Below are 26,738 nucleotides of genomic sequence, written 5' to 3' on the forward strand. Positions count from 1 at the left end.
GGGACGACGATGATGCGCGAGTTTCCGGCCCCGCCTAGGGCGGCCGAGTTCAGCGAACTGATCAGCAAGAAGGTCGAGGAGGTCAAGAAGGCTGGCGGTACGCGGGAGACGGTGACCGTTGACTGGAACGGGCAGCAGGCCCATGTCGAGGTGATCGATCTCCCGCTGAGCAGCCTGTACTTCAACCCCAGCACCCACCGGATTCGCGCCCAGCGCAGCCACGACGCTGAGCGGGACGCGCTGCTGGACAAGGACCCCTGGTGTGCGGAGAGCCAGGACTACCTCGGCTTTCTGCTCAAGGCTGACCCCGAGAACACGAACGTGCGGGACAAGGACTTCGATGTCCTCAAGGACAGCCTTGACCAGTTCGGGCAGAACGATCCCGGGCTCGTGACCTGGCAGGGGGTGCTGGTCAACGGCAACACCCGGGCGGCCGCGCTGCGGGAACTCGGTGCGCAGTCGATGCGCGTGGGTGTCCTGCCGGCGTCGTTCACCTGGGCCGACGTCAACGCCGTCGAGCTGGCCTTGCAGCTTCGCAAGGATCACCGGCGTGACTACTCCTACATCAACCGCCTTATCGCCATGGAGGAGCAGGCGGCGCTGGGCCGGACGCCGGAGCAGATCGCCAAGGACTTCCGCATCCAGGTACGCACTTATCACCAGGAGCGGTGGATCCTCAGCACGATCCGAGAACTGAACGAGCGCAGCCGCACGGGCGGGGGCAACGGACTGCGCCTGGTGGACTGGGAAGGCGCGCAGGAGCGGCTCAAGGAGCTTCACCGGCTGTACGTCAAGCTGGAAACGGTGGACCGTGACCAGGCCGAGGTCCTGAAGGAGCTGCGCCTGGCCGCGATCCTGCTCGACTTCTCGAAGACGGATGTCCGGCACATCAACGAAGACTTCCTGAAAGCGGGGCTTGAGCATCAGTTGCCCATGGGCGGTACGACGGTGGTGCAACCGCAGTCGGTGTCCATCCCCGGTCTGGACCTGGAAGTGCCCGCCGCCTCCTCCGCCGTCGCGGAGGCCAGGGCGATGAACGACGAGATCCTCCGTGCCGCCGCCCTGGTGAGGAACGAAGTCCCGGACATCGGTGACGAGCAGAAGGCCGCTGCGCAGGATGTCTGGGACGGCACGAAGAAGGCGTTCGACGAGGCGATCGACGCGGCGGGTCGCAACGCCCGGCTGCGCAAGCGCAAGCAGCTCGCCCCCGCCCGGCTGGCGGAAGCCAGCGCGAGCATCGACCAGTGCGTGAGCGACCTGGTGCAGGCACGGACCTCCCGCAGCCTGGACGAGGAGGCGTTCGATGAAGCGGTGGTCAAGCTGCGGGGCAGCCTCGTCAAGCTCGCTCAGCAGGCTGGCCGGGGGCTTCCGCAGCCAGGAGACGGTGTGGCCTGGCTACTGGAGGCGGTCGCGGCGGAGGGCTCCCGGTGATCAGTTCCGTCAGCGAGAAGTCGCTGCGCCTCGGGTTCGACGAGACCCGGACCCGAGTCGTCCTGCGGACTACGGAATCGTTCCAGCAGGAACTGGTACAGCTGGCCGCCCGGTTTCGCACCGGCGGCCAGCTCGGTCCGCTGAGTGCCTCGGTTTCCCTGGATGAGCTGCTTTCGGACCTCGCCCTGCTCGGCACCTGGTCCGACCCGGCCGGCGTGGAGTGGGCGGATGACCTGCGGGAGCTGGTCTCCGGTGTGGTTCAGGACGCACACACCGTGCAACAGCGGCTCGCGGGGCGGGACGCGCCCGGCGAAGTTGCGCCCGACGACGTGCCCGCCCTCCTCGGTGACGCCTGGAAGGCAGAACTCAGCGAGTTCCAACGCCGCGACATCGCGAAGCTGCTGTCGTTGCAGCACGGCGCGAACTTCAGCGTGCCCGGAGCCGGCAAGACCCGCGTCGCCCTCGCTGTGTACGCCGCGCAGAAGGCTGCCGGCAAGGTGAGTCGGCTGCTGGTCGTCTGCCCCAAGTCGGCCTACGAGTCCTGGCGTTACGAGACCGCCGAGTGCCTCATCCACCCCCTGCGGATCAACGTCCTGGACGGCTCGTGGGACGAATGGGCCGAAGTGCTCGTAGTCAATTACGAGCGTCTCGACCGGTCGTTGCCCATGCTGGCCGGCTGGCTCAAGTCGGGTTCCTCAATGATCATCCTGGACGAGGCGCACCGGATGAAGCTGGGCGCCCGGGGGACGTACGGGGCCGCCTGCATGGCTCTCGGCCCGCTGGCCGCACGCAGGCTGATCCTGACCGGCACGCCGGCCCCCAACGGTTCCAGGGACCTGGAAAACCTTCTGGGCTTCGTCTGGCCGGGGCACGGTCAGCGCACGGTGGTCCAGGCGGTGGCCGGCGGTGACCTCGCTCACGCCAGCGCGGTCCTCCGGCCGCTGTTCACGCGCACGACCAAGCAGGAACTCGGTCTGCCTCCGGTGCAGCTGGGGCTTCGCTTCGTTGACATGCCGCTCTTGCACGACGAGATCTACACGGCTCTCGTGGGCGGCGAGACCAGGGGCGCGGCGCGCGAGGACCTCAGCAGCCTGGGCAAAACGGCTCTGCGCCTCCTCATGGCGGCCACGAGTCCCGCCCTGCTCGTTGAGGGGGGCAGCCGGTACGAGCCGCTCGCCTACCAGCTGCCGCCGCTAGAGGCCCCCGAGGGCAGCCCCTTGTACTCGCTTCTGCAGAACCTCCCGGACTACGAGCTGTCGCCCAAGTACCAGGAGGCCATTGCGATCATCGCGCAGAACGCCGCGGAGGGCCGGAAGACGCTGGTCTGGACGACCTTCGTCAGGAGCCTCACCACGCTGGAACGCCTCTTGGAGAAGTACAGTCCGGCCGTCGTCCACGGCGGCACCGCGGACCGCGAGGAGCAGCTTCGGCGGTTTCGGGAGGACCCGGCGTGCATGGTGCTGATCTCGAACCCGGCCACCCTGGGAGAGGGGATCAGCTTGCACCATGTGTGCCATGACGCCGTCTACGTGGACCGGGACTTCATGGCAGGCCGCTTCCTGCAGAGCCTCGACCGGATCCACCGCCTTGGGCTGGCTCCCGACACGGAGACCCGGGTGACTGTCCTGGCCGTGAGGAATTCCATCGACGAGGTGGTGGCCGAGCGCCTGGAGCGGAAGCTCGACTTCATGGGGCGCATCCTGGATGACCCCACGGTCCAGCAGCTCGCTGACCTGGAGGAGGAGCCCTCGGTGGCGGCCGGTCTCGCACCGAGTGACATAGAGGCACTCCTCAGTCACATGGGAGGCCGCTAGGACGGGCGCCGCGTGCTGCGTGCCTCGTGGGACTACCCTCTGCGGTGTGTCCCACGATGCCGATTGGGAGGCCCCGGAAGGTTCCTGGGCTTCGTCCGCAGCACGCCGTCGCAACATGCAGGCGATCCGCAGCCGTGACACGAAGCCCGAGTGGCTCATCCGGAGGCTGGTCCACGCCAAGGGTCTCCGCTACCGCGTCGCTGCTCGGCCCTTGCCGGACCTGCGCCGGACGGCGGACTTGGTCTTCCGCCCGGCGAAAGTCGCCGTCTTTATAGACGGTTGTTACTGGCATGGCTGTCCAGAGCATTACGTGCCGCCCAGAACGAACTCAGGTTACTGGTCCGAGAAGGTCCTGCGGAACGTAAAACGGGACAGGGACACGGACCAGAAACTAGCGGCAGCCGGATGGTGCGTGCTCCGCTTCTGGGAGCATGAACCATCAGACGCCTGTGCCGACAAAATCGCTCTCACGGTCTTGAAGCGGCGCAAGCGGAGCCCGGGCGGCGACTGAAATCTCCAGCTGTCGTGGGGTGTCTTCAACGGGCGGCGCTCCTGCCGGTTCCATCTCGTATTCGGCAAGAAGTTCCTCGCTGTGTTGAGGGCGCAGAACAGCCGCGATAGCCCGTCCAACGGCTTCAGCCACCGGGGGCGGGAAAGCATTCCCGACCTGCCGGTAGCGGGCGGTCTTACGGCCCTGGAACTTCCAGTCCTCCGGGAAGCCTTGAATGATTGCAGCCTGAGCGACCGTGAGCATGGGCCCGTTCGGGCGGAACAGGTCGCGCTCCGGCACGCAGTCCTCGGGGTCGTTCGCGATCCCCATGCCGTCAATGCCCAGGTCGCGCCAAGCACGCTTGGCGCGAGTGGGGCCAAGGTCGGCGCCGCCGTGCTTCTTTGACCCGCCCACGAGAGTGGGGGCGATCTTCTTGCCTGAATTTGCCTTTTCCCACTTCTCGAAGATTTGCTGTCCCGTCTTCTCTCCAGGCCCTGCCGGCTGCCCGTGAAGATTCTTGTCCCAGAACTCCTTGCAGCGAGCTTTCATGCTGTCATGCAGTTCTCCCTGGACCGTTGCTGGATCACCCTTCATCCTTGCGGGCCACCTGAAATCCTGAGTGCCTGGACTTACGGCACTCTTGTGAATGGCCACCAGAATCGCGCGCGGCCGAAGCTGCGGGACACCGAAATAGCTAGCATCGAGGCGCCGCCAGACCGATCGCATAACGATGTCCTGCTCAGCGGCAGAAAGGTGCGGATCTACCTCGGGCACCAGGTAGCCGAGCTTGCGGAGCCTTTCGAGGATTGAAATCCGGTACTCGATAAAAAACTCCGGGGGTTCCAGGATTCCCCGAACGTTCTCAATCATCACTGCCTTGGGCAGCAGAGCCTCGATGATGTCAAGCGCCGCGGGGAAAAGATCGCGTTCGTCGTCAGGGCCGAGCCTTTGTCCCGCCAGGGAGAACGGAGGGCACGGCACCCCTCCGGCGAGCAGATCGAGGTCTCCGGGCTCCAAGCCGAGATTCTCCCGGGTTTCGGACTCCAGGAAATCCTTGACGTCCATAGGGCGGATGGCGTCAGCCTTCTCCTGGTCCCATCCGGGCCAGTCGCCCACGTTGGCCCGCAGGGTGGCCACGGCGTGCGGGTCCCACTCCACGAGCGCGCGGTGGTCGAAACCGGCATTGTGCAGCCCGACGGCTTGCCCACCGGCGCCCGCGCAGATCTCGATCGAGGTCAATGGCGAGGCGAACTGCGGTCGCTTCTGGCCGCTGCGGGGCATGCAGCTCCTCCTGGATGATCAAGTACAGGTCGGGAGCAGTGATGAGCAACTGCTCCCCAGCACCAAGAGTCTCGCACTTCCCACCCGGTTCATCCGAGCGTCGGCGGCAGGCTGGTCACCTGTTGTCGAACTCACGCGCGATCTTGCCATACGGTATACGCAGGAGCGTGTTTCCCATGGCCCCTTTCTCGCCCTGGGCTCCGGCGAGGTTGGCCGGGCAGGGCAGTGTCACTCGCCGTGGCACTCCCCATAAACCCGCCCCGCCCCACACCAGCACCCCGCCCCCCGCTGCGGCGGCCAGGCCACCGCGCGGCCTCGGGCCGCCAGTGTCGTCGCGTACTGCGGCAGCAGGGTCGCGTCCGCTGGGGACGAGCCCTCCGAGGCCGCGAAGGCCTCGTAGGAGGGGACGGTGGCGGTGACGATGCCGAGGTTCGGGGTGCCGGAGGCGGCGAGTTCGCGGAGGGAGGTCTCTATGGTCGCGAGGTGGTCGGAGTAGGACGGGTACTCCGCGGCCAGGGACGGGTAGTCGGCGACAAGTTCGGCCAGTTCGTCGGCCGGCCAGTGCAGGACCGCGACCGGGAAGGGGCGCGACAGGGCCTCGCGGTAGGTGCCGAGTTCGGCGCGGAGGCGGGAGATCTCCGCCTGGAGCTCGGCGGGGTTGGTCGAGCCGAGGGACCACACGCGCTTCGGGTCGTGGAGCTCGTCCAGGGAGACGGGGGCCGTGTTCAGGCGGTCCGCCAGGGTGTCCCAGGTGTCGTGGGGGGCGCCCAGCATGCGGCGGACGCGGTGGCGGCCGAAGAGGAGGGGGTGGGTGGAGTACGGGGGCTCCGGGACGTCCGTCAGGAGCAGGCGGGCGGCCTCCGTGAAGGTCTCCTGCGCCGCCTCCAGCTCGTCGTGGGCCTCCAGCGCCTCCGCCACGATCACCCAGGGGGCGGGGTCCCGCGGGGCCGTCGCGCGGATGCCGTCGATGATGGCCCTGGCCTCCGCCTCGTGGCCGTACTCCCAGAGGTTGGCGGCCTTCAGGGCGCGGACCAGGTGGGGGTCGTCCAGGCCGGCCGGGGAGGAGAGCAGCCGGTCGTAGAGGGCCGTCGCGGCGGGGCGGTCGCCGGCGAGTTCCCGGTGGGCCGCGGCCCGCAGGAGCAGGGCCTCGGCGTCCTCGGGGTACCGGCCGGCGGTTCGCTCCAGGCGGGCCGCTTCGGCGTTGTGGTCGACGGTCTCGGCGGGCGTGTCGGGGCGCATGCACGACACCGTACTGCCCGCCGGTGACAAAGGTGAGGCATCGGCGGGCCAGGTGGGCGGGCGATAGGTTGCGCGGTGTACCTGCCAGGCTTCGGACGCGAGGGGTGAGGGCCGTGCGGCTCGTCTTCGACGGTCGGGTGATCGAGTGGCGCGGGCCGGCGCCGTATTACTTCGTCCCGGTGCCCGAACCGGAGTCCGCCGACATCCGCGAGGTCGCCGCGATGGCCACCTACGGGTGGGGCGTGATCCCGGTCCGGGCCCGGATCGGCGGGGCCGACTTCGAGACCTCGCTGTTCCCCAAGGACGGCGGCTATCTGCTGCCGCTCAAGAACGCGGTGCGCAAGCCGCGGGGGCTGGGGGCGGGGGACGAGGTCCGGGTCGAGATGACGGTCCGGCTGCGGTGACGGTACGCGGTCAGGCGGTCACTCCGTCTATCTGCAGCGTCTGGACCGACTTCGGGGCGAAGCGCACCGCCACCGACTTTCCGTTCAGGCGGGTGTCGGAGTAGGCGCGGTAGCGGTCGCCGCCCGTCGTCACCGTGTTCCAGCGGGGGACGAGGCCGCCCGAGCCGCCGACGGCCGTCGCGAAGCGGGACAGGTCGAAGGTCAGGGTCTGGGCGGACGTGGAGGTGTTCGCGGCGACGATCACCAGGCGGTTCGCCTGCCGGTCCAGGGCCGCGACGGCGTAGCTGACCCCGGTGTCGAGGATCGTCATCCCGGGGCGGATGTGGCGGCTGAACTGGGCCATCACGTAGTACTTGGTCTGGACGGCGCCGGGCTGGAGGGTGTTCGCGTCGTACGCGATCATCGCCCAGTTCGAGGACGGGTCCATGACCTGCCAGTACACCCAGGCCGTGGGGTGCAGCCAGCGGAAGTCGTAGAGCAGATTGCCGGCCATGGTCATGCCGGTGCCGTCGTTGTCGCCGGTCTCCGAGTTCCACAGGGCCTTGCGGGAGGTCGTGACGACGTCCGTGTAGAGGAGGTCCCTGCGGCCGCCCGAGCCCTGGTAGCCGTGGACGTTGACGCGGTCGACGTAACCCTTGGTAGCCGAGGAGAAGGAGTTCCAGGTGGTGCGGGCGAGGTCGTAGCTGGTCTCGTCGGAGGCGGCGATCCGGGTCCCCGTCAGACCGCGCCTGTCCAGTTCGCTCCTCATGTGCGGCAGTACGGCCGCCTGCACCGAGGAGTCGATGTGGCAGCCCTCCTGGGTGCCGGTCGACTTCCACCAGGAGGAGGACGGCTCGTTGAAGGGTTCCACGGTCGCGAAGTCGACGCCCCAGTTGTCCCTGGCGTACAGGGCCGTCGCCGCGAGGTGGGAGGCGTGCTGACGGTAGTTCCAGGACTGGAGGTTGTTGCCGCCGTCCGCGGCGCCCGAAGGGTTGTGGTTGTAGCACATCCACCACATCGGGGAGTTGGCGAACAGCTCGGTCGTCGCGCCGCGCCGTGCCGCCTTCACCAGCATCGCGCGCTGCTTGGGGTCCGCCGACCAGTTCCAGGCCGAGGAGGCCGGGTCCTCGTTGTTCCAGTTCTGCCAGAAGCCCTCGATCTGCTTGAAGGCGGGGATGTTCGGCGACGCCACCATGGTCTCGCCGTTCACGCTGTTCCAGCTGCACGCGCCCAGGTTGTAGCGGGCGATGTTCAGGCCGAGGCCGGGCAGCGTGGTGCCGTCGTACGTCACCGACTTGGTGCTGAAGAAGATGTCGGCGAAGTCGTCGCGGTCGCCGAAGACGTTGGCCCACCAGGCCAGGGACGTGCCCCAGCCCTCCCAGGAGCCGTACGCCGTGGAGGGGCTGACGGCGATGGTCGCGTCGGCGTGGGCGGTGCCCGTCGCCAGGGCGCTGCCGACCAGGGCTCCGCCCGTGGCCGTCAGCAGTGTTCTGCGCCGGATCATGGATTCTCCGCTTCGGTTGCACTGGGGGAGGAGCAGTGCGGTGGTGGGGGTGCAGTGCGGTGGCGGGGGTGCAGTGCGGTGGCGGGGGTGCAGTGCGGTGGAGTGGGGGGCAGTGAGTGGGGGCGAGGGTGCAGGTGGGGTGACGGTGCGGTGTGTTGGTGGGGCGGGCGGCGGAACCGGGGGAGCTGTGTGTTGGTGGGGCGGCCGGCAGGATCGGGGGAGCTGTGTGTTGGTGGGGCGGGCAGCAGGATCGGGGGTGCCGGGCCGTGTTGTCGAGGGTTCTGACAGCCCTTTCGCAAACCTGTTGAGGAAGGGGTCGGGCGGTTCGGCCGTACGAACGTGAAGTGGTGCGCGTACGGGCCTGGTGGCCTTGTCGCCCGCGCCCTATCGTGCGGGCGTGCGGATTCCCGTCGTGCACCACGGCACCCGTCGGCGCCGCGCCCTCGGGCGACGTGTGCTGTTCGGCGGTGCCGAACTCCTCGTGACCACAGGTGTGTTGCTGCTTCTCCTCGTCGCGCATCAGATGTGGTGGACCAACTGGGAGGCCAGGGAGGGGGCCGCGCGCAAGGTCGAGGCGCTGGAGCGCGCGTGGGAGAGGGAGGGCGAGCCCGGGGACGGCGCCCAGGACGTGGACGCAGACACGAACGCCGGTGCCGACGCCGCCGCGGGGACGAGCGGGAGCGCCGCTCCCACGTCTCAGGCGTCCGGTTCCGGCTCGGGTTCCGGTAGGGGTTTCGGTTCGGGGGGCGGTCCTTCCCCGGCCCCCGCGACCGCCCGCCGCCCCCTCCCTTCCCAGGCGTACGCCGTCCTCACCGTGCCCCGCCTCCGCCTCCGTGTCCCCGTCGCCGAGGGCACCGGCAGGCGCAACGTCCTCGACAAGGGCTACGTCGGCCACTACCCCGGCACACAACAGCCCGGCCGGCCGGGGAACTTCGCCCTCGCCGGGCACCGCAACACCCACGGCGAGCCCTTCCGGCACCTCGACCGGCTCCGGCCCCGGGACACTGTCCGGGTCGAGACCGCGACAGCGGTCTTCACGTACGTCGTCGACCGGGTCCTGCCGCGGACCTCACCCGGCGACTCCGGCGTCCTGCGCCCCGTCCCGCGCTCCCTCACCAAGCCGGCCTACGGCTACAGCGCCCCGGGCCACTACCTCACGCTGACCACCTGCACCCCGGCGTACACCTCCACCTACCGTCTGGTGGTGTGGGGAAAGCTGACGTCCATGCGCCCTCGGAGCCAGTGATCCCGGTGACTCCGGTCATCCAGAGGACTCCGGTGCTCCCAGTGCTCCCGGTGCTCCCAGTGCTCCCGGTGATCGCGGTGACGCATTCGTCGGCGCGAGTGGGAACCGGCGCCGTCGTTCCGCCGTTTTCATAGACAGCCGGGGAAACGGACACGCAGCATCCGTCACACGACGGGAAGGGGGGGGGAGACGGTCATGTTCCGTGGTGGTCGTCGGGCCTCGCGCCCCCGCCCCTTCGGGAGCGTCGCGCTTCCGCTCGTCGCGCTGGACGTCCTCGTCGGTCTGCTTCTCTTCGACCTCGCGCAGTCCCACTCCGCCGGCCTCACCGCCGCCGTCGCCTTCGCCGCGACCGCCGCCGTCGGGGCGGCGCTCGTCGCCTCGGCCGTCCTCGCCGGGCGCAGCGCTCCGGTCCTGCCGCGCACCCGGGTGCGTACGGCGATACGCGACCGGGACCGTCGTACGGCGTTCCTGGCGCAGCGCGACCCGGACGCCCCCGGGCGCATACGGGCCAGAGCCCCGGGCGACGCCCTCCCGACGGCCGTCGCGTAGGGCAGCACCCCGCCATCAGTACCGGACCCTCTTCGGGGTCGGCCTTCCGTGCCGGTCGTCGTCATGCCGTGCGTCAACGCGCGCCGCCTACCGGCACGACCACCCATCCCTCGGAGGGCCTCCCGTCCATGTCCGTCTTCGTCCACCTCGTCGAGCAGATGGCCGAGCTGCTCGAACCCGTCTTCCACGCCTCCGCGGCCGCCGCCGCGATCGTCCTGTTCACCGCGCTCGTACGGCTGCTGGTGCACCCACTGTCCCGGGCCACGGCGCGGGGGCAGCGGGCGCGGGCCGCGCTGCAGCCGAAGGTCGCGGCACTGCGCGAGAAGTACGGAAAGGACCCCGAGCGGCTGCAGCGGGCCGTGCTCGAACTGCACGCCGAGGAAAAGGTGTCGCCGCTGGCCGGCTGTCTGCCCGGTGTGCTGCAACTTCCGGCCTTCTTCGTCCTCTACCACCTGTTCTCGCACACGACGATCGGCGGTGAGACCAACGAACTGCTCGGGCACCGGCTGTTCACCGCGCCTCTCGGCGGCCGATGGGCGGACGCGCTGGCCGACGGGGGCGTGTTCGGGGGCGCCGGACTGGTGTACCTCGGGCTGTTCGCCGTGGTGGCCTGCCTCGCGACCTTCACGTATCTGCGCACCAGGCGGACGATGGCCGAGACCCGGACCGCCGTCGCCGTGCCCGGCATGGGAGCCGTCGGGAAGGTGCTGCCGTTCACGTCCTTCCTGACGCTCGTGACCGTCGCCGTGGTGCCGCTGGCCGCCGCGCTGTACGTGGTGACCAGCACGGCGTGGGCCACCGTGGAGCGGGTCGTGCTGTATCGCTGACCGACGGCAGCGGCGGGCGTCCGGCTCGGCCGGCCTACGGTCCAGTACGTGAACCGGGTATTGCGGACTGGACGCCTGCCTTGGACGATCGACCAGTCCTCCGATGGCTGCGGGCTCCGGCCGCACTCCGGTCGCAGACTCGGGCGGGCGCCCGCGATCGAGGGAGACGGTGAGATTCCATGAAGCTGCTGCGAGTCGGTACGGCGGGTGCGGAGCGGCCCGCGCTGCTCGACGCCGACGGGACGCTGCGCGACCTGTCGGGCGTCGTCGCGGACGTCGACGGGGCGCTGCTCGCCGACGAGGCGGCGCTCGGCCTCGTCCGTGCCGCCGCGGACGCCGGCGAGTTGCCCGCGCTGGACGCGTCGGGGCTGCGCGTCGGGCCCCCGCTGGCGCGCATCGGCAAGATCGTGTGCATCGGGCTGAACTACCACGACCACGCCCGCGAGACCGGCGCCGAGCCGCCCGCCGAGCCGGTCGTCTTCTTCAAGGCGCCGGACACGGTCGTCGGGCCGTACGACACCGTGCTGGTGCCCCGGGGGTCGGCCAAGACCGACTGGGAGGTGGAGCTGGCCGTGGTCATCGGACGTACGGCCCGCTACCTGGGGTCGGCCGAGGAGGGCCTGGCACATGTCGCCGGGTACGCGGTCGCGCACGACGTGTCGGAGCGGGAGTTCCAGATCGAGCGGGGCGGGACCTGGGACAAGGGCAAGAACTGCGAGACCTTCAACCCGCTCGGGCCGTGGCTGGTGACCGCCGACGAGGTGCCCGACCCGCAGGACCTCTCCCTGCGACTCTGGGTCAACGGGGAGCTCAAGCAGGACGGGACCACCGCCGATCAGATCTTCCCGGTGGGGGAGGTCGTGCGGTACGTCAGCCGGTTCATGACGCTGTACCCCGGTGACGTCATCAACACGGGGACACCTGCCGGGGTGGCGCTGGGGCGTCCCGAGCCGAAGCCGTTCCTGCGGGCCGGTGATGTCGTGGAACTGGAGGTCGAGGGGCTCGGCCGGCAGCGGCAGGAGCTGAAGGACGCGTAGCGGTCGCCGACCGGCTCAGCCGAGCAGTGCTGCCAGTCTGCGCCAGCCCTCCCTCGGCAGGGACTCCCGGTCGCCGCCGTCCACCACCTGAAGGGCCAGGTGGTCGGCGCCGGCGGCTTCGAAGGCACGGATCCGTTCGCGGATCCGGTCCTCGTCGCCCCAGGCGAACACCGCGTCCACGAGCCGGTCGCTGCCGCCGCCCGCGAGGTCGGCCTCGGTGAAGCCCAGCCGGAGGAAGGTGTTGGTGTAGTTCGGCAGTTCGAGGTACATCGCCAGGTAGGCGCGGGCCAGCGCGCGGGCGCGGTCCGGGTCGGTCTCCAGGACGACCTTCAGCTCCGGCGCCAGCAGCGGGCCCGCGCCGAGGATCTCGCGGGCCTGAGCGGTGTGCTCGGCGGTCACCAGGTAGGGGATCGCGCCGGCGGCCCGCTCGCGGGACAGCTCCAGGGTGCGCGGACCGAGGGCCGCGAGGACGCGCCGGCCGGCCGGTACGCCGGCCGCGTCCAGGGCGTCGAGGTAGGTGACGAGTGCCGAGTAGGGGCGCCGGTACTGGGCGGCGAGCTTGGCGTGGCTCACCCCGAGGCCCAGCAGGAAGCGGCCGGGGTGGGTCTTCTCCAGGCCGGCGTACGCGGCGGCGGTGGCGTCGGCCTCGTGCTGCCAGATGCTCTGGATGCTGGTGCCGACGGCCAGGGTCGAGGTGGCCGTGAGGAGGGGTTCGGCGTGGTGGACGGCGCTGGAGCCGCCCAGCCAGACCGTGCCGAAGCCCAGCTCCTCCAACTCGGCGGCGGCCTCGGCGCGTTCGCCGGAGCGGTCCGGGTCCTCGGAGCGCAGGGCCACGCTCCAGACGCCGTACCGCCCGAGGCCCGGCCACCGCGCCGCCGCGCGCTGCCGGGGTTCGGGCTGGGGCTCGTTCGAGGTCATCGGTCGGGTTCCCTCCGTCAGGTTGCCTACGGCGATGCCAACCGGAGGGAACCCCCGCTTCATTCCTGCTTCAGGAACAACTCCAGTGCCTCCACCACGAATCGGTGGTCCTGCAGCTGCGGCAGCCCGGACACCGTCACCGCGCCGACGACGCCGACGCCCTCGACGTGGACCGGGAAGGAGCCGCCGTGCGCGGCGTAGACGTCCGGGTCGAGGCGGGAGGACTCCTCGAAGGTGGTGCCCTTGGCCCGGAAGCGCGCCCCGACCAGGTAGGAGGAGGCGCCGTAGCGCTCCACGACCCGGCGTTTGCGGGCGATCCAGGCGTCGTTGTCGGGGGTGGCGCCGCGCAGGGCCGCGTGGAAGAGCTGCTGTCCGGCGCGGTGGATGTCGACGGCCACCGGTGCCTGGCGCTCCCGGGCCATCTCGACCAGCAGCGAACCCAGCTCCCAGGCGTCCTCGTGGGTGAACTGCCGGAAGACGAGGCGCCGTTCCTGTGCCTCCAGCTCCTCGATCGTCGGGGTGATCTCGGGGCTGAACTTCGGGGTGACCCCGCTACCCGTCATCACAACGTCACCGCCACTCCGTCTCGTGCCGAACGGCGGGCCGCCTCCAGGACGTCGAGGGCGGCGGCCGCCTCCAGGGCGGTCACCGGGTTGGGGCCGCCGTGGATCAGTGCCTCGGCCACCGCAGCGTAGTAGGCCGGGTAGGCGCCGGGGAGGGTCCGTTCGGGTCGTCCGCCGCCGGTCGGCGGTGACTCCCCGGAGCCCACCCGGCCCCACAGCTCCTCGGGCTCCTCGCCCCAGCCGGGGCCGGGGCGCAGGCCCTCGCGCAGCGCCGCCTCCTGCGGATCGAGGCCGTACTTCACATAGCCGGCCCGCGAGCCCAGCACCCGCATGCGCGGCCCGAGCTGGGCGGCGGTCGCGGAGACGTACAGGTGGGAGCGGACGCCGCTCGCGTGGGTGACCGCGAGGAAGGTGTCGTCGTCGGTCTCGGCGCCCGGCCGGCGCACGTCCGTCTCCGCGTACACGGACACGGCGGGGCCGAACAGCACCAGCGCCTGGTCGACGACGTGGCTGCCGAGGTCGTAGAGCAGGCCTCCGATCTCCGCGGGGTCACCGGACTCCCGCCAGCCGCCCTTCGGCCTCGGCCGCCACCGCTCGAAGCGGGACTCGAAGCGCCACACGTCGCCCAGCTCGCCGTCGGCGAGCAGCCGGCGCAGGGTCAGGAAGTCGTTGTCCCAGCGGCGGTTCTGGAAGACGGACAGCAGCAGTCCCCGTTCGTCGGCGAGGGAGGCCAGGGCGCGCGCCTCGGCGGCCGTGCCCGCGACCGGCTTGTCGACGACGACCGGTAGACCGGCCTCCAGCGCGGTGGTGGCGAGCGGGACGTGGGTCTTGTTCGGGGAGGCGACGACGACCAGGTCCAGTTCGTCGGCACGGTCGAACAGTTCGCCGGCGCCGGAGACGGTCCGTACCCCGGGGTACGCGTCGCGCGCCTGCTTCTGGCGCTCGGGGTTCGACGTGACCACCGTGTCCAGAGCGAGTCCCTCGGTGGCGGCGATCAGCGGGGCGTGGAAGACGGAACCGGCCAGTCCGTAGCCGATCAGACCCACGCGCAGGGGTGTGTGAGGGGAGGGCGCCGCCGCTCGGGGGGCTCCGGTCGCGTGCGGCGTCATGGCGCCGGATGTCGTACGGCCTGCTGTCATACCGCCCACTTTCGCAACGGTGTTGCCAAAGTGCAAGCGGGGGGCACAATGGGTTGTGTGAACAGGACCAACGGCCACGCGCCCCGGCGCGGCGGAGTGAACCTGCCGGACCTGCGCAGTCACAACACCGCCCTGGTGCTCGACCTGCTGCGCACGGCCGGTCCCGACGGCGTGAGCAGACTGGAGCTGGCCGAACGCACCGGACTGACCCCCCAGGCCGTCAGCAAGATCACCGCGCGGCTCCGCGAGGAGGGCCTGGCCGCGGAGGCGGGCCGCCTGGCCTCCACCGGCGGCAAGCCGCGCACGGTCCTGCGGCTGGTGCCGGGCGCCGGACACGCGATCGGCATCCACCTGGACCGCGACGAACTGCGCACCGTGCTCGTCGACCTCGACGGCGACGTGGTCCGCCGGAGCCGGGTGCCGCTCGACCTGGGAGCCGGGGCCGAGGCGGTCGTCGGCGCCGTCGAGCGCGAGGCCCTGGACGCGGCGTCCGCCACGGCCGGGACGCTGCTCGGCGCCGGCGTCGCCCTGCCGGGGCCGCTGGACCACGTCGACGGGGTGCTGCGCCGCATCACCGGCTTCCCCGAGTGGGACAGCTTCCCGCTCCGCGACGAGCTGGAGCGCCGCCTGGAGATGCCGGTCGTGGTCGACAAGGACACCAACGCCGTCGCGCTCGGCCTCGCCGTGGCCGGCGAGCGCGGCTCCTTCGCCTACCTCCACCTCGGGACCGGGCTGGGAGCCGGCCTGGTGCTCGACGGAACCGTGCACCGGGGCGCCCGCACCAGGGCGGGGGAGTTCGGGCACCAGATCCTCCAGCTCGGCGGGCCGGTCTGCTCCTGCGGCAACCACGGGTGCGTCGAGGCCCTGTGCATGGCCGCCGTCGAGCGCGGCGACGTGGCGGACGCCGCCCTGGTGCTCGGGGCGGGCGCCGCCAACCTCGTCGGCCTGCTGGACATCGACCGGGTGCTGCTCGGCGGCCGCATGGTGGAGTCGGCACCCCAGGAGTACGTACGGGGGGTGGCGGCGGTGCTGGACGCGCGGGCGCTGCGGGAGGGGGCCGGGGCCGGGGCGGTGCCCGTCTCGATCGCGCCGGGGGGCGCGTGGGGCGTCGCCGAGGGAGCGGCGCAGCTGCTGCTGGCGCCGGTGTTCGGCTGGGCGCAGGGGTAGCCGAGGGCCGCGCCCTCACCGGGCGTATCAGTCGTATGAGCTGAACGGGCGGATTTCGTGCCCGCTTCGGGCTCCCGCCCGGAGTGGCGCCCCCACGCCGCCCTCGCGTTCCCGCAGGCTCACATGACCATGCGACTGCGACCCCTGCGACTGCGCAAGCGACCGACCTCGGGAATGCCACCGGCCCTACGACCACGACAGGCACGGCGACCGGCACCGCACGTGTCCTCCACCCCGCGACGACTGCCCCGGCCACGCACACCCGCCGCCGTCACCCTCGCCCTGACGGCCGCCCTCGTCACCTGGCCCGCGCACGCCGCCACCCTCGCACCGCCCCCGCCCCCCGCCGCCCCCGCCGGCTTCGCCGCCCCCCGGACCGCCCCCTTCTCCGTGCCCCGGCCCGTGCCCGCCTGCGCGGTCGCCGACGCACGGGTCTTCCCGCTCACCACCCGGCTGCGCGGCGGCCCGGCCGCCTACGAGGCCGGCGGCGGGTACGGCACCTGGCACCTGGACCTGACCAACACCACCGCCCGCACCTGCACCGACATCCATCCGGTCGTGGTGTTCGTCGACGGCGCCCGCGCGCTGCGGCCGTCCCAGGCGCGCCTGGAGTTCTACGCCGGGGGCCGCCCGCACCCGGTCACCTTCGAGACCACCGACCGCGACGAACTCGTCGGCGCCTTCGAGGGCTTCCCCGGCTTCACCGTGGGACCCCGGCAGACCGTGTCCGTCGAGGTGCGGTTGATGTTCACCTCCGACGCCGTCCCCAACCGGGTCACCGCCAACGCGGCCGTCGTCCAGCGGCACGGCGACGACGGCGACTGGGTCGGGCAGTCGAACGACTACCGCTTCACCGTCGGCACCGACCCGCTGCCCGTCCCGCACCCGGACGCCCCGGACGCCCCGGACGCCTCGGACCCCCCGGAGGCCACCCCGGACGCCGGGCGGACACCGTCCGACGGGGCCGGGGAACTCGCCCGCACCGGCCTGGGCGCCCCCGCGACCGTGTTCGGCGTGTCCACGACCGCCATCGGGGTGGCCTGCCTGATCACCGGCTGCCTCGCCGCCGCGGCGGTCGCGCTGCTGCCGGGCCGCGGACGCCGCTGACCCGGGCCCTGCTCCACCCTGCCGCCACGCCGCCGACCGGACGGTGAGACCGTGCCCTTCGGCCATTCCCTCAAGATCGGGCCTGTGATTAGGCTGGGCGGACGCAGCACCTCGCTCATGCGTACGGCAGGAGATCCCGCACATGGCAGACCGCAAGCCCATCGAGTCGTGGCTCACCGACATGGACGGTGTGCTGATCCACGAGGGCGTCCCGATCCCCGGCGCCGACGCGTTCGTCAAGAAGCTCCGCGAGTCCGGCAAGCCCTTCCTGGTGCTGACCAACAACTCCATCTACACCCCGCGCGACCTGCAGGCCCGGCTGAACCGCATGGGCCTGGAGGTGCCGGTCGAGAACATCTGGACCTCCGCGCTGGCCACCGCCAAGTTCCTGGACGACCAGCGCCCCGGCGGATCGGCGTACGTCATCGGCGAGGCCGGTCTGACCACGGCGCTGCACGACATCGGCTACATCCTCACCGACCACGAGCCGGACTACGTCGTCCTCGGCGAGACCCGCACCTACTCCTTCGAGGCGATGACCAAGGCGGTCCGGCTGATCAACGACGGGGCCCGGTTCATCTGCACCAACCCCGACGAGACCGGCCCCTCCACCGAGGGCCCGCTGCCCGCGACCGGCGCGGTGGCCGCGCTGATCACGAAGGCGACCGGCAAGCAGCCGTACTTCGCGGGCAAGCCCAACCCGCTGATGATGCGCACCGGGCTGAACGCGATCGGCGCCCACTCCGAGTCCAGCGCGATGATCGGCGACCGCATGGACACCGACGTCCTCGCCGGCATGGAGGCCGGGATGCAGACGTTCCTGGTGCTCACCGGTCTGACCCGGCCGGAGCAGGTGGAGAACTTCCCGTACCGCCCGTCGAAGGTCGTCGACTCCATCGCGGACCTGGTCGAGCGGATCTGAAAACCGCGCCCGGCCGGAATCCACCCGGACGGAGCAGCACGGCCCCGCAGCGGATGCGGCGCCGCGGCCCAGGCAGCAGCCTCCTGGTGAACAGGAGGTTCACAATGGGTCCACTGAAAACCACCCTCTGTACGTGCGCCGCGCTGGCCGCCGCCACCGCGCTCGCCCCCGTCGCCCAGGCGGCCGACGGCGGTGACCGGGGAAGCGTCTCGGTGACTCCGGCGACCCCTGCCGTGGGCGCCGATGTCTCCCTGCGGGTCAGCGGCTGCGTCGGCGAGAAGGCGGTCGCGGTGTCGGAGGCGTTCGTCGCGGACGTCCAGCTGGTCGGGGCGGACGGCGGCATCCTCACCGGCGAGACCCGGGTCCGCACCTCGCTGCGGGCCGGCTCCTACGACGTGCGGATCACCTGCGCCGACTTCCGGATCAAGGGCACCCTCAAGGTGGTGGCGGGATCGCCCGTCACCCACCCGCCCGACCGTCTCGCGCCCGCCGACACGCCCGCGTCCCCGGTGGCGCCCGTGCGGGCGGGCGGCGGCGGGACCGCCCAGCGGTTCACCGCCGACGCGGAACGCGTGTCCGGCCCCGGCACCGCCCAGGCGGTGACCGGCATCGTCCTGGCCGGCGCGGCGGCCGGCGCCGTGGCGCTGCGCGGCGCGCGCCGCCGGAGCCGCGGGACGGACTGACCGCCATGTCCGAAGGCGAACGCTCCTCCGGCACCACCCGCCTGATCACCGGCCTGGCCTGGGCGGTCCTGCTCCTGGGACTCTGGCTGTGGGGGCGGGAGGTGACCGACGTACCGCACGGCACGTCCGCCCCCACCACCGGTGACGTGGCCGCCGTGGGCCGTCCCGCGGGCGTGGAACTCCCGCCCCCGGCCCACCCCCTGGGCGCGGCCCGGCCGCAGCGCATCGACATCCCCGAGCTGGGCGTGCAGGCCCCCGTCGTGGCGCGCGGCCTCGACGCGCACGGCGGGATCGACCCGCCGCCCTACGAGCAGGCGGGTGTCGTCGGCTGGTACGCGGCCGGGGCGGCCCCGGGTGCCGAGGGCACCGCGCTGATGGTCGGCCACGTCGACACCGAGACCCGGCCCGCCGTCTTCTACAAGCTGAGCTCGATCCGCCCCGGCGAGTCGGTCCGGGTCGTGCGCGCCGACGGCAAGGTCGCCCGGTTCACGGTCGACGACGTGGAGGTGATCCGCCGGGACCTCTTCGACGCCGCGCACGTCTACGGCCCCCGGCAGCCCGGCCGCGCCGAGCTCCGCCTGATCACCTGCGGCGGCAGCTACGACCGGGTGAGCCGCAGCTACACGGCGAACGTGATCGTGTCGGCGTACCTGACGGGAACCAGCGCCTGAACGGCAGGCGCGACAGAAACGGCAGGCGCAACAGAGAAGCCCCCCGCTCGCGCGGAGGGCTTCTCTCGTCTGTGCGCCGCCAGGGACTCGAACCCCGGACCCGCTGATTAAGAGTCAGCTGCTCTAACCAACTGAGCTAGCGGCGCCTGCTGACGCGACAACTCTACAGGACCCCCCGGGGTGCTCCCGACCACCCGCGCGGCCCCGCCCGCCCCCTCGGGCCCGCGTACATCATTCGGACCGTCAACATGCGCGCGGACAGCAGGGTTGTGAGACTGATCAACGTGTACAGGTCCGACTTGTCCATCTGGAGTGTGAGGGGCATCTCATGGAGACTCCGGTACTCGGGACCCCCGCATTCGAGGAATGCGATCCCGCGAGCGACTGCGACTGCCCGGGATGCGCGCTGCGGCGGCTGAACCGGGAGGATCACCGCACTCCGGCCGGGCACCGGGCCGTCGTCGTGGTCGCGGCGGCCTCGGCGGCGCTGGCCGCGGGGCACGCGGCCCCCGCCCTGGCCACCTCCCACGGCCCGGCCCGGCCGGGCGTTCCCACGGGTGACGAGCCCACGACCCCGCAGGGCGGCACGGCCCCCCTGCACGGCCCGGCGGGCCACCCGGCGACCCCGCCGGACGCGCCGTCCGCCCCGGCACCGGCCGCGGCGAAACCCCCCGCCACCACCCGCGCCGACATCATCCGGCGGGCCAGGACCTGGGTCGCCGCGAAAGTGCCGTACAGCATGACCGCGTACTGGTCCGACGGCTACCGGCAGGACTGCTCCGGCTTCGTCTCCATGGCCTGGAACCTGCCGGGGAACGAGTGGACGGGCAGTCTCGGCCAGTACGGCACCCGCATCGCCAAGGAGGACCTCCAGCCCGGCGACATCCTGCTCTTCCACAACCCGGCGGACCCCCAGAAGGGCTCCCACGTGGTGATCTTCGGGGGCTGGACGGACTACACCCACAGCTACTACGTCGCCTACGAGCAGACCCGCCCGGCCACCCGCCGCCAGGCCACGCCGTACGCCTACTGGAGTCACTCGGACCGCTACGTCGCCTACCGCTACCGGGGTGTCACGGCGGACGCGGCGGGGCCGGAGCAGGACGGCGGCAACGCCGAGCCGGGTGCCGGACAGCCGTCGGACGCCTTCCCCGGGCGGTCCTCCTTCGGGCCGGGCGCGAACAACGCGTACGTCACCCGACTGGGCCGGATGCTCGTCGAGCGCGGCGGGAAACGTTTCTACAGTGTCGGACCCGGCCCGCGCTGGGGCGATGCGGACCGCAGGGCCACCCAGGCGTTCCAGCAGGCGCAGGGGTGGCGGGGCGCCGACGCCGACGGACTGCCCGGGCCGCTCACCTGGGCACTGCTGGTCGGCGGGCAGGGCCGGGACATCGCCCCCGGCACCGCGGGTCCGGCCGGGCCCGCGACGGGTGTCCCGGCGTTCCCCGGCCGGGCGATGTTCCGCCCCGGCGCGGACAACCCGTACGTCACCCAGCTGGGGAGGCAACTGGTGAAGAAGGGCTACGGCCGCTACTACGCCGTGGGTCCGGGGCCGCGGTGGGGCGCCGCGGACCGGCGGGCCGTAGAGGCCTTCCAGCGCGCCCAGGGCTGGCGCGGCGCGGCGGCGGACGGCTACCCGGGCCCGGAGACCTGGCGGCGGCTGTTCTCCTGAGGCCCGCTGAGCGCCGGTCCCGCCCCACCCCCGACCGGATCCCACCCGCACCCATCGTTGTCCCGCATCTGGCGCGGAGGCTGGAGGCAGGCATGACCAGTACGACCACCACACGCACCCCCGAGCCGCCCGACGAGGGGCAGCCCCGGCCGGCTCGGCTCATCCACACCGAGTCGACCACCGAGATCCCCGTCCACCTCCTCTTCCGCGACGAACCGGCACCGGTGCCGGAACCGGCCGGCACCGCCACGGTGACCCGCACCCCCGCCCCCGCCCCCGCCACCGGCGAGCGGCCGAGGCTGCGCCGACCGGTACCGCCCAGGCCCCGCCCGGTGGCCGAGGTCGACCCGGCGCTCGTCGAACGGCCCGCCCGGGTGCTGCCCGGCGCCGTGGGCGTGCTGGCAGGCGCCTGCGGGGCGGCCGGGTGCGCGGTCACCTCCTGGTGGGCGGGCGTGCTGCCGCCGCTGGTGACGGAGGCGCTGCGGCTGCCGGTGTCCGCCGGGGCCGGGCTGGGCCCGGCCCAGTGGGCGGCGTACGCGGGAGCGGGCGCGCTCGGTCTGTTCGGGATCGGCGGGCTGGCGCGCGGCCGGACCGGGCGGGCCTGGGTGCTCGGGCTGTTCGGCCGCTACCGCGGGACGGTGCGCCGCACCGGGCTGCTCTGGGTGAACCCGCTGCTGTTGCGGCGCCGGGTGGACGTGCGGCTGCGGCACTGGCGCAGCGAGCCGATGCCGGCCGCCGACAGCAGCGGGGTCGCGCTGCGGGTGGTGGTGCTGGTGGTGTGGCGGGTGCGGGACACCGCGCGGGCCACGCTCGGGGTCGAGGACCACGAGACCTATCTGCGCGAGTGCGTGGAGGCGGCGCTGGCCCGGGTGCCGGTGGAGATGCCGGGGTCCGGGCGCGGCCCGGTCGGTGCGGCCGTGGAGCCGCTGACCCGGCTGGTGGCGCGGGACGCGGGCGCGGTCGGGCTGGAGGTCTACGCGGTGCAGCCGGTGCGCGCCGAGTACGCGCCGGAGGTGGCCGCGGCGATGCACCGCCGGCGGATCGCGGCGCTGGACGCCCAGCAGCGGGCCTCCATGCTCACCTCGGTGGTCGACTCCGTCGAGGACACGGTGACCCGGCTGACCATGCGGGGCCTGGTGGAACTGGACGACTACGAGCGCAAGGCACTGGTGAAGGACCTCACGGTGGCGTTCTGCGCGGGGCGCGGGGAACAGGGCGCGTGATTGGTATGGACATGCCCAGGTGACGCCCATACTCTCGGACTTGGTCTAGACCTGCACGTCTCATGGCACTCCCCGGGGCGCCCCGGGCTCCCCAGAACTCCCCACGTTCTCCAGGAGCGGCAGCATGCGCACAAGGACCAAGCTGTACGCGGCCGTGCTGGGCCTCGCCACCACCGGAGCCTTCGTGCTCTCCTCCGGCGGCGCCAGCGGCCACGGCTACACCGACCTGCCGGTCAGCCGGCAGAAGCTCTGCCAGAACGGCACCGTCACCAACTGCGGCGGCATCCAGTGGGAGCCGCAGAGCGTCGAGGGGCCCAAGGGCTTCCCGGCGGCCGGACCGTCGGACGGCACGATCTGCTCGGGCGGCAACTCCCGGTTCGCCCCGCTCGACGGCCCGCGCACCCCGAACGGCGGCGCGTGGCCGACCACCCGGGTGACCGGCGGGCAGAGCTACACCTTCCGCTGGCAGTTCACCGCCATGCACGCGACCACCGACTTCAAGTACTACGTCACCCGGCCGGGCTGGAACCAGGACCACCGCCTCTCCCGCTCCGACCTCACCCTGACCCCCTTCCTCACCGTCCCCTACGGCGGCCGGCGCCCCCCGTCCACCCTCTCCCACAGCGGCACCCTTCCCACCGGCCTCTCCGGCCACCACGTCATCCTCGGGGTGTGGACGATCGCCGACACGGGCAACGCGTTCTACGCCTGTTCGGACGTCACGTTCTGAGCCCCGTACGGGCGTTCGGGTAAGGTCCGCGTGCGCCGGTCGTGCCGCCGACGGCCCCGGCGCACGTGGATCCGACACCGACGTACGGGGGTACGCAGGGCCATGGAAGCACTCTTCGACCTATCGGTCTTCGCCGTGATCGCCATCTGCGTGGGGGGCGCGATCGCGATCGTGCGCCGCACCCGGCAGCGGCGGGCCGCTTGGGAGAGCGGGCTGACGGCGCGCGCCCGGGTGGTGCGCGCCTGGGCGACCACCCAGATGGTGAACAACGTGGCCCGGCGCGTCCAGTGGCACGAGTACGACTACACCACGCACGCCGGCGCCGCCGTCCGCTTCAAGGAGAGCGGCGGCCCGAACGGCCGGGCCGTCGGCGAGGAGGTGCTCGTGTACTACGCGCCCGACGCGCCGGACCGGGCCACCGCGTCCGAGCCGCAGCCCGGCAAGGACACGGCCGCGATGATCTTCTGGCTGGTCATCCTGCTCGGCGCGGCCGCCTACGCCCTGCACTTCTGGGCGACCATGCCGGACCTGTGAGCTCACTCGGGCGAGCCCGGCGGGCGGCGCGGACACGCCTTCCCCGGCCCCTGGACACGCCGAAGGGCCTCCCGCTCCCACGAGAGGCCCTTCACCGGTGCGCCGCCAGGGACTCGAACCCCGGACCCGCTGATTAAGAGTCAGCTGCTCTAACCAACTGAGCTAGCGGCGCAGACCCTCGCCGTCCGCTTCCCGCGGCCGGCGACGAAGAAAATACTACCTGGTCCCGACGGGTGCTCCTGACCACCCGCGACGCCGCGGAGATCCGTCGGAAAGACCCTAGATCGCCAGCGACAGCAGGACCGGGGTCGCGCTCCGGTTGAGCCGGTCGGCGGCCTGGCGCAGCCGGTGCGCGTGCTCGACCGGGAGGGAGAGCGCGAGGCAGCCCACCGCCGAACCGGCGGTGATCGGGACGGCGGCGCACACCGTGCCGATCGCGTACTCCTGGAGGTCCAGCACCGGCACCGTCGGCGGCTGCGCCGCCAGCCGGGACAGCAGCAGCTTGTCGCTGGTGATGGTGCGGGAGGTCAGCCGGGCCATCTTGTGCCGGGAGAGGTGGTCGCGCCGGCCGTTGTGGTCGAGCTGGGTGAGCAGGCTCTTGCCGACCGCGGTGGCGTGCGCCGAGTAGCGGAAGTCCACCCACTCGTTGACCGCGGGCGTGCCCGGCCCGGCGGCGTACTGGGTGACCCTGACCTCCCCGTCCACGTACCGGCTGAGGTAGACGGCCGCGCGGACGGAGTCGCGCAGCCGGTCCAGCGTCTGCTGGAGCTTCTCCCGCAGGGCCTCCTCGCGGTCGTGCGCGGAGCCCAGGCGGCCGAGCGCCGCCCCGGCGACGTACGCGCCGTCGGTGATCTGCTCGACGTACCCCTCCCGGCGCAGCATCCGCAGGAGCGCGGTCGACCGCTGAGTGCCGAAGCCGGTCTGCCGGGCGAGTTCGGTGTCGGTGACGCCGGTGGTGTGCCGCGCCACGGTCTCCAGGACGCGCAGGGCGTCCTGCGCCGAGTGGTGGGGCGTGGTCGGCTCGAGTTTCACGTCAGTTCCCCTCGCCTGGTGAACCCGCGGTCGAACGGGCTCGGCCGGGGGTCCGGCCCGCCGCGCAGCGGCAGTCGGGCGCGGCGTCCCCCGGCGTAACACAGCAGCGCCACGGTGTTCCCCCTGCGGTCGCTCTCTGGCCGTGATCCGGGCAGCGAATCAACTCCACGATAGCCGCCAAGGGTGGCGGACGGAGGGGGAGTTGACGAGAATCTCCGCCGGTCCCGGGGCCGCGGGCTGCGGCAACGAGCCTCTGGCGTATGCCAGCGACATGCCCCGCGGACGCGACCTGCGGTGTTCGCGCGCACCCCCCGTAGTCACCGTCCGGGCGTCACAGCACCGCGCTGAGGAACTCCCGCGTCCGCCGGTGTTCCGGCTCACCGAAGATCTGCTCCGGCGGACCCGACTCGACGACCTTGCCCTTGTCGAACATCATCACCGTGTCGGAGATGTCCCGGGCGAAGTTCATCTCGTGCGTCACGCAGAGCATGGTGATGTCGGTGGTGTGCGCGATGTCCCGCAGCAGGTCCAGCACGCCCGCCACCAGCTCCGGGTCGAGCGCCGAGGTCACCTCGTCCAGGAGCAGGATCTCCGGCCGCATGGCGAGCGCCCGGGCGATGGCCACCCGCTGCTGCTGGCCGCCGGACAGCTGGGTCGGATGCGCGGTGATCTTCTCCCGCAGCCCGACCATCTCCAGCAGCTCCTCGGCCCGCGCCTCCGCCTCGGCCCGCTCCAGGCCGAGCACGTTGACCGGCGCCTCGGTGATGTTCTGCAGCACGTTCATGTTGGGGAACAGGTTGAACTGCTGGAAGACCATGCCGATGCGCTTGCGGATCTCCCGCTGGTGCTTCTCGGTGGCCGGCTTGAGCGAGCCGTTCGAGCCGGGCATGTGGGACAGCGGCTGCCCGCCCACCATGATCATGCCGCCGCTGACCTGCTCCAGCGTCATCAGCAGCCGCAGGATCGTCGTCTTGCCCGAGCCGCTCGGCCCGATCAGCGTCACATGCCGGCCCCGCTCCACCGAGAAGTCCAGGTGGTCGAGGACTACGTGGTCGCCGTAGCGCTTGACGACCTGGTCGAACACGATCAGGTCCCCGGCGGGCGCGGCGTCCTCGGGTTCGGCGAGGGGCGTCTTCTGCAGAGGGTCAGTGGCCAAGGCGCTTCTCCAGCTTTCTCATCAGAAGCGAGGTCGGGTAGCTAGCCGCCAGGAAGATCAGCCCGGCGAGGGTGAACGTCTCGGCGTAGGTGAAGTGGTCGGCGCCGTACTCCCGGGCCGCGGCGGCCATCTCCGTCACGGTGATGACGGCCAGGAACGGTGTCTCCTTGAACATGGAGATGCCGTAGTTGCCCAGCGCCGGCAGTACGTTGCGTACCGCCTGCGGCAGGATCACGGCCTGCCAGGTGCGCCGACGCGACAGCGACAGCGCGTGACACGCCTCCCACTGCCCCTTGGGCACCCCGTCGATGCCCGCCCGGTACACCTCGGACAGGTACGACGCGTAGTGGACGCCGAGCACCGTGATGCCGATGGTGAGCGGCCGAACGGTGTTGAACACCGCCCAGGCGCCGACGAGTTGCACCAGCAGCGGGGTGGAGCGGACGAACTCGGTCGCCGCCCGCACCGGCACCGACACCCACCGCGTCGGGGCCCGGCCGGCCATGGCCACCACCAGCCCCAGCACGGCGGCCACCAGGAGGCCGAACACGGTCGCCAGCAGGGTGGTCTTGAAGCCCTCCAGCAGCAGCGGCAGGGAGTCGCGGACGGCGTCCCAGTCCCACTGGTAGTTCATCGGGCACCCCCCGCCATCTCAGGGGCCGTCGCCGACTCGGCGCTGCGCGGACGCAGCAGCCCCCGCGTGCCCTCATGCCGGCCCAGCTTGGCCTTGGCGTGCCGTTCCAGCAGGTTCATCAGCAGGGTCAGCGCGTAGGCGAGCACGAAGTAGATCACCAGCAGGGTCACATAGGCCCAGGTGGTGGCGCCGGTGCGGTCACGCATCTGCTGCACCACCGTGGTCAGGTCGGCCGCCGAGATCAGCCACAGCAGCGGGGTGCACTTCAGCAGCTGGATCAGCAGGTTGGTGAACGGGGGGATCATCTGCACCCACGCCTGAGGGAGGATCACCTTCCGCATCCGCTGCCACGGCGTCATGTTCAGCGCGATGGCCGCCTCCCGCTGCCCCTTGGGTACGGAGTTCAGCGCGCCCCGCACCACCTCGGAGCCGTACGCCCCGTAGTTCATGCCGAACGCCAGCACCCCGCAGAACAGCGGGGTCAGCTCGTAGCCCAGCAGCAGCGGGAAGGCGTAGTACAGCCAGAACAGCTGCACGTACAGCGAGGTGCCGCGGAAGAACTCCACGATCACCCGGGACACCCCGCGCACCAGCACCGGCCGGCTGTTCGCCATGAAGCCGAAGGCGAAGGAGAGCAGCAGGGCCACGAGCGCGCCGAGGACCGTCGCCTCGACCGTCACCCACAGCCCCGACCCCACGTCCGGCAGATGGTCGAAGAAGTAGGAGTAGAAGTCACCCATGCGCAGGTGCCCCCATCAGGCCGGGCGCCCCCGTCGGCCCGGGCAC

Annotated in this window: 27 protein-coding genes and 2 tRNA genes; 17 read left to right on the forward strand and 12 right to left on the reverse strand. The window is 71.8% G+C overall.

Annotated elements, in window-relative coordinates:
* Nucleotides 1-9: 9 nt before the first annotated feature.
* The 3 genes from AC3ET3_RS07110 to AC3ET3_RS07120 all read left to right on the forward strand — a co-directional run bounded on the left by AC3ET3_RS07110 (nt 10) and on the right by AC3ET3_RS07120 (nt 3,756).
* Nucleotides 10-1,431 (forward strand): hypothetical protein, encoded by a 1,422-nt coding sequence (locus AC3ET3_RS07110; RefSeq protein WP_435611829.1) that lies wholly within the window; start codon nt 10-12, stop codon nt 1,429-1,431.
* Nucleotides 1,431-3,245, forward strand: coding sequence for a DEAD/DEAH box helicase (locus AC3ET3_RS07115; protein WP_435611905.1), 1,815 nt, complete (start codon nt 1,431-1,433; stop codon nt 3,243-3,245). The genes AC3ET3_RS07110 and AC3ET3_RS07115 overlap by 1 nt, the downstream gene beginning before the upstream one ends.
* 115 nt (nt 3,246-3,360) lie before the next feature.
* Entirely contained in the window at nt 3,361-3,756 is a 396-nt protein-coding gene (locus tag AC3ET3_RS07120) for a very short patch repair endonuclease (protein ID WP_435611830.1), read from the forward strand.
* Here AC3ET3_RS07120 and AC3ET3_RS07125 read toward each other — a convergent pair.
* Together AC3ET3_RS07125 and AC3ET3_RS07130 are read right to left on the reverse strand one after the other, a co-directional pair.
* On the reverse strand, nt 3,685-5,016 hold the full coding sequence (locus tag AC3ET3_RS07125; RefSeq protein ID WP_435611831.1) for a DNA cytosine methyltransferase: 1,332 nt from the start codon (nt 5,014-5,016) through the stop codon (nt 3,685-3,687). The two genes, AC3ET3_RS07120 and AC3ET3_RS07125, sit on opposite strands and share 72 nt — an antisense overlap.
* 228 nt (nt 5,017-5,244) lie before the next feature.
* Nucleotides 5,245-6,255: a hypothetical protein gene (locus AC3ET3_RS07130; RefSeq protein ID WP_435611832.1), complete on the reverse strand. Its 1,011-nt coding sequence runs from the start codon at nt 6,253-6,255 to the stop codon at nt 5,245-5,247.
* A 113-nt stretch (nt 6,256-6,368) separates the two neighbouring features.
* Here AC3ET3_RS07130 and AC3ET3_RS07135 point away from each other — a divergent pair, with 113 nt between their 5' ends.
* The gene (locus AC3ET3_RS07135) at nt 6,369-6,659 is read left to right on the forward strand and encodes a DUF1905 domain-containing protein (protein ID WP_432133220.1); all 291 of its coding nucleotides are present in this window, start codon (nt 6,369-6,371) and stop codon (nt 6,657-6,659) included.
* A gap of 10 nt (nt 6,660-6,669) precedes the next feature.
* On the opposite strand, the gene AC3ET3_RS07140 is transcribed toward AC3ET3_RS07135, so the two are convergent.
* A complete protein-coding gene (locus AC3ET3_RS07140; protein WP_435611833.1) occupies nt 6,670-8,142 on the reverse strand; it encodes a glycoside hydrolase in 1,473 nt (490 codons plus the stop codon).
* A gap of 397 nt (nt 8,143-8,539) precedes the next feature.
* On the opposite strand from AC3ET3_RS07140, the gene AC3ET3_RS07145 reads away from it, so the two are divergent.
* The 4 genes from AC3ET3_RS07145 to AC3ET3_RS07160 all read left to right on the forward strand — a co-directional run bounded on the left by AC3ET3_RS07145 (nt 8,540) and on the right by AC3ET3_RS07160 (nt 11,801).
* Nucleotides 8,540-9,388: a class E sortase gene (locus AC3ET3_RS07145; protein WP_432133218.1), complete on the forward strand. Its 849-nt coding sequence runs from the start codon at nt 8,540-8,542 to the stop codon at nt 9,386-9,388.
* Nucleotides 9,389-9,583: 195 nt separating this feature from the next.
* Nucleotides 9,584-9,937 carry a DUF6412 domain-containing protein gene (locus tag AC3ET3_RS07150; protein WP_432133217.1) on the forward strand — a complete coding sequence of 118 codons (354 nt, stop codon included), beginning with the start codon at nt 9,584-9,586 and terminating at the stop codon, nt 9,935-9,937.
* Between the two features lie 128 nt (nt 9,938-10,065).
* Complete coding sequence (locus AC3ET3_RS07155; protein WP_432133216.1) at nt 10,066-10,764, forward strand: YidC/Oxa1 family membrane protein insertase; 699 nt, start codon at nt 10,066-10,068, stop codon at nt 10,762-10,764.
* A 179-nt stretch (nt 10,765-10,943) separates the two neighbouring features.
* Nucleotides 10,944-11,801: a fumarylacetoacetate hydrolase family protein gene (locus AC3ET3_RS07160; RefSeq protein ID WP_432133215.1), complete on the forward strand. Its 858-nt coding sequence runs from the start codon at nt 10,944-10,946 to the stop codon at nt 11,799-11,801.
* Nucleotides 11,802-11,816: 15 nt separating this feature from the next.
* On the opposite strand, the gene AC3ET3_RS07165 is transcribed toward AC3ET3_RS07160, so the two are convergent.
* Genes AC3ET3_RS07165 through AC3ET3_RS07175 form a run of 3 tightly spaced genes read right to left on the reverse strand, consistent with a single transcriptional unit; the run spans nt 11,817 to nt 14,391 of the window.
* Complete coding sequence (locus AC3ET3_RS07165; RefSeq protein ID WP_432133214.1) at nt 11,817-12,719, reverse strand: LLM class F420-dependent oxidoreductase; 903 nt, start codon at nt 12,717-12,719, stop codon at nt 11,817-11,819.
* Between the two features lie 59 nt (nt 12,720-12,778).
* The gene (locus AC3ET3_RS07170; RefSeq protein ID WP_432133213.1) at nt 12,779-13,282 is read right to left on the reverse strand and encodes a heme-degrading domain-containing protein; all 504 of its coding nucleotides are present in this window, start codon (nt 13,280-13,282) and stop codon (nt 12,779-12,781) included.
* Entirely contained in the window at nt 13,282-14,391 is a 1,110-nt protein-coding gene (locus AC3ET3_RS07175) for a Gfo/Idh/MocA family protein (RefSeq protein WP_432133369.1), read from the reverse strand. Before AC3ET3_RS07175 ends, AC3ET3_RS07170 begins: the two co-directional genes overlap by 1 nt.
* 78 nt (nt 14,392-14,469) lie before the next feature.
* Between AC3ET3_RS07175 and AC3ET3_RS07180 the strand changes: the two genes are divergently transcribed.
* The 5 genes from AC3ET3_RS07180 (at nt 14,470) to AC3ET3_RS07200 (ending at nt 18,971) form a co-directional block, all read left to right on the forward strand.
* Nucleotides 14,470-15,588, forward strand: coding sequence for an ROK family transcriptional regulator (locus tag AC3ET3_RS07180; protein ID WP_432156680.1), 1,119 nt, complete (start codon nt 14,470-14,472; stop codon nt 15,586-15,588).
* Nucleotides 15,589-15,810: 222 nt separating this feature from the next.
* On the forward strand, nt 15,811-16,695 hold the full coding sequence (locus AC3ET3_RS07185; protein WP_435611834.1) for a hypothetical protein: 885 nt from the start codon (nt 15,811-15,813) through the stop codon (nt 16,693-16,695).
* A gap of 142 nt (nt 16,696-16,837) precedes the next feature.
* Nucleotides 16,838-17,617: an HAD-IIA family hydrolase gene (locus tag AC3ET3_RS07190; protein ID WP_432133210.1), complete on the forward strand. Its 780-nt coding sequence runs from the start codon at nt 16,838-16,840 to the stop codon at nt 17,615-17,617.
* A gap of 104 nt (nt 17,618-17,721) precedes the next feature.
* Nucleotides 17,722-18,300, forward strand: a complete 579-nt coding sequence (locus AC3ET3_RS07195) for a hypothetical protein (RefSeq protein ID WP_435611835.1) — start codon at nt 17,722-17,724, stop codon at nt 18,298-18,300.
* A 5-nt stretch (nt 18,301-18,305) separates the two neighbouring features.
* Nucleotides 18,306-18,971, forward strand: a complete 666-nt coding sequence (locus AC3ET3_RS07200) for a class F sortase (RefSeq protein ID WP_435611836.1) — start codon at nt 18,306-18,308, stop codon at nt 18,969-18,971.
* A gap of 72 nt (nt 18,972-19,043) precedes the next feature.
* Here the strand turns inward: AC3ET3_RS07200 and AC3ET3_RS07205 are convergent.
* Nucleotides 19,044-19,117: transfer RNA gene (locus tag AC3ET3_RS07205), tRNA-Lys, on the reverse strand.
* A 182-nt stretch (nt 19,118-19,299) separates the two neighbouring features.
* On the opposite strand from AC3ET3_RS07205, the gene AC3ET3_RS07210 reads away from it, so the two are divergent.
* From AC3ET3_RS07210 to AC3ET3_RS07225, 4 genes are all read left to right on the forward strand, one after another.
* The gene (locus tag AC3ET3_RS07210) at nt 19,300-20,643 is read left to right on the forward strand and encodes a peptidoglycan-binding protein (RefSeq protein WP_432133207.1); all 1,344 of its coding nucleotides are present in this window, start codon (nt 19,300-19,302) and stop codon (nt 20,641-20,643) included.
* Nucleotides 20,644-20,735: 92 nt separating this feature from the next.
* Entirely contained in the window at nt 20,736-21,866 is a 1,131-nt protein-coding gene (locus AC3ET3_RS07215; protein WP_435611837.1) for an SPFH domain-containing protein, read from the forward strand.
* A 124-nt stretch (nt 21,867-21,990) separates the two neighbouring features.
* Entirely contained in the window at nt 21,991-22,596 is a 606-nt protein-coding gene (locus AC3ET3_RS07220; protein WP_432133205.1) for a lytic polysaccharide monooxygenase auxiliary activity family 9 protein, read from the forward strand.
* Between the two features lie 102 nt (nt 22,597-22,698).
* Nucleotides 22,699-23,130 (forward strand): DUF3592 domain-containing protein, encoded by a 432-nt coding sequence (locus AC3ET3_RS07225; protein ID WP_435611838.1) that lies wholly within the window; start codon nt 22,699-22,701, stop codon nt 23,128-23,130.
* Between the two features lie 98 nt (nt 23,131-23,228).
* Here the strand turns inward: AC3ET3_RS07225 and AC3ET3_RS07230 are convergent.
* The 5 genes from AC3ET3_RS07230 to ehuC form a co-directional block, all read right to left on the reverse strand.
* Nucleotides 23,229-23,302 (reverse strand) — tRNA-Lys (locus AC3ET3_RS07230).
* A gap of 107 nt (nt 23,303-23,409) precedes the next feature.
* A complete protein-coding gene (locus tag AC3ET3_RS07235) occupies nt 23,410-24,162 on the reverse strand; it encodes an IclR family transcriptional regulator (RefSeq protein ID WP_432133203.1) in 753 nt (250 codons plus the stop codon).
* Nucleotides 24,163-24,493: 331 nt separating this feature from the next.
* A complete protein-coding gene (ehuA, locus tag AC3ET3_RS07240; protein ID WP_432133202.1) occupies nt 24,494-25,318 on the reverse strand; it encodes an ectoine/hydroxyectoine ABC transporter ATP-binding protein EhuA in 825 nt (274 codons plus the stop codon).
* On the reverse strand, nt 25,308-25,952 hold the full coding sequence (ehuD, locus tag AC3ET3_RS07245; protein WP_432133201.1) for an ectoine/hydroxyectoine ABC transporter permease subunit EhuD: 645 nt from the start codon (nt 25,950-25,952) through the stop codon (nt 25,308-25,310). The genes ehuA and ehuD overlap by 11 nt, the downstream gene beginning before the upstream one ends.
* A complete protein-coding gene (ehuC, locus tag AC3ET3_RS07250) occupies nt 25,949-26,692 on the reverse strand; it encodes an ectoine/hydroxyectoine ABC transporter permease subunit EhuC (RefSeq protein WP_432133200.1) in 744 nt (247 codons plus the stop codon). The genes ehuD and ehuC overlap by 4 nt, the downstream gene beginning before the upstream one ends.
* Nucleotides 26,693-26,738 lie beyond the last annotated feature (46 nt).

This window comes from Streptomyces sp. bgisy159, from assembly GCF_057707805.1.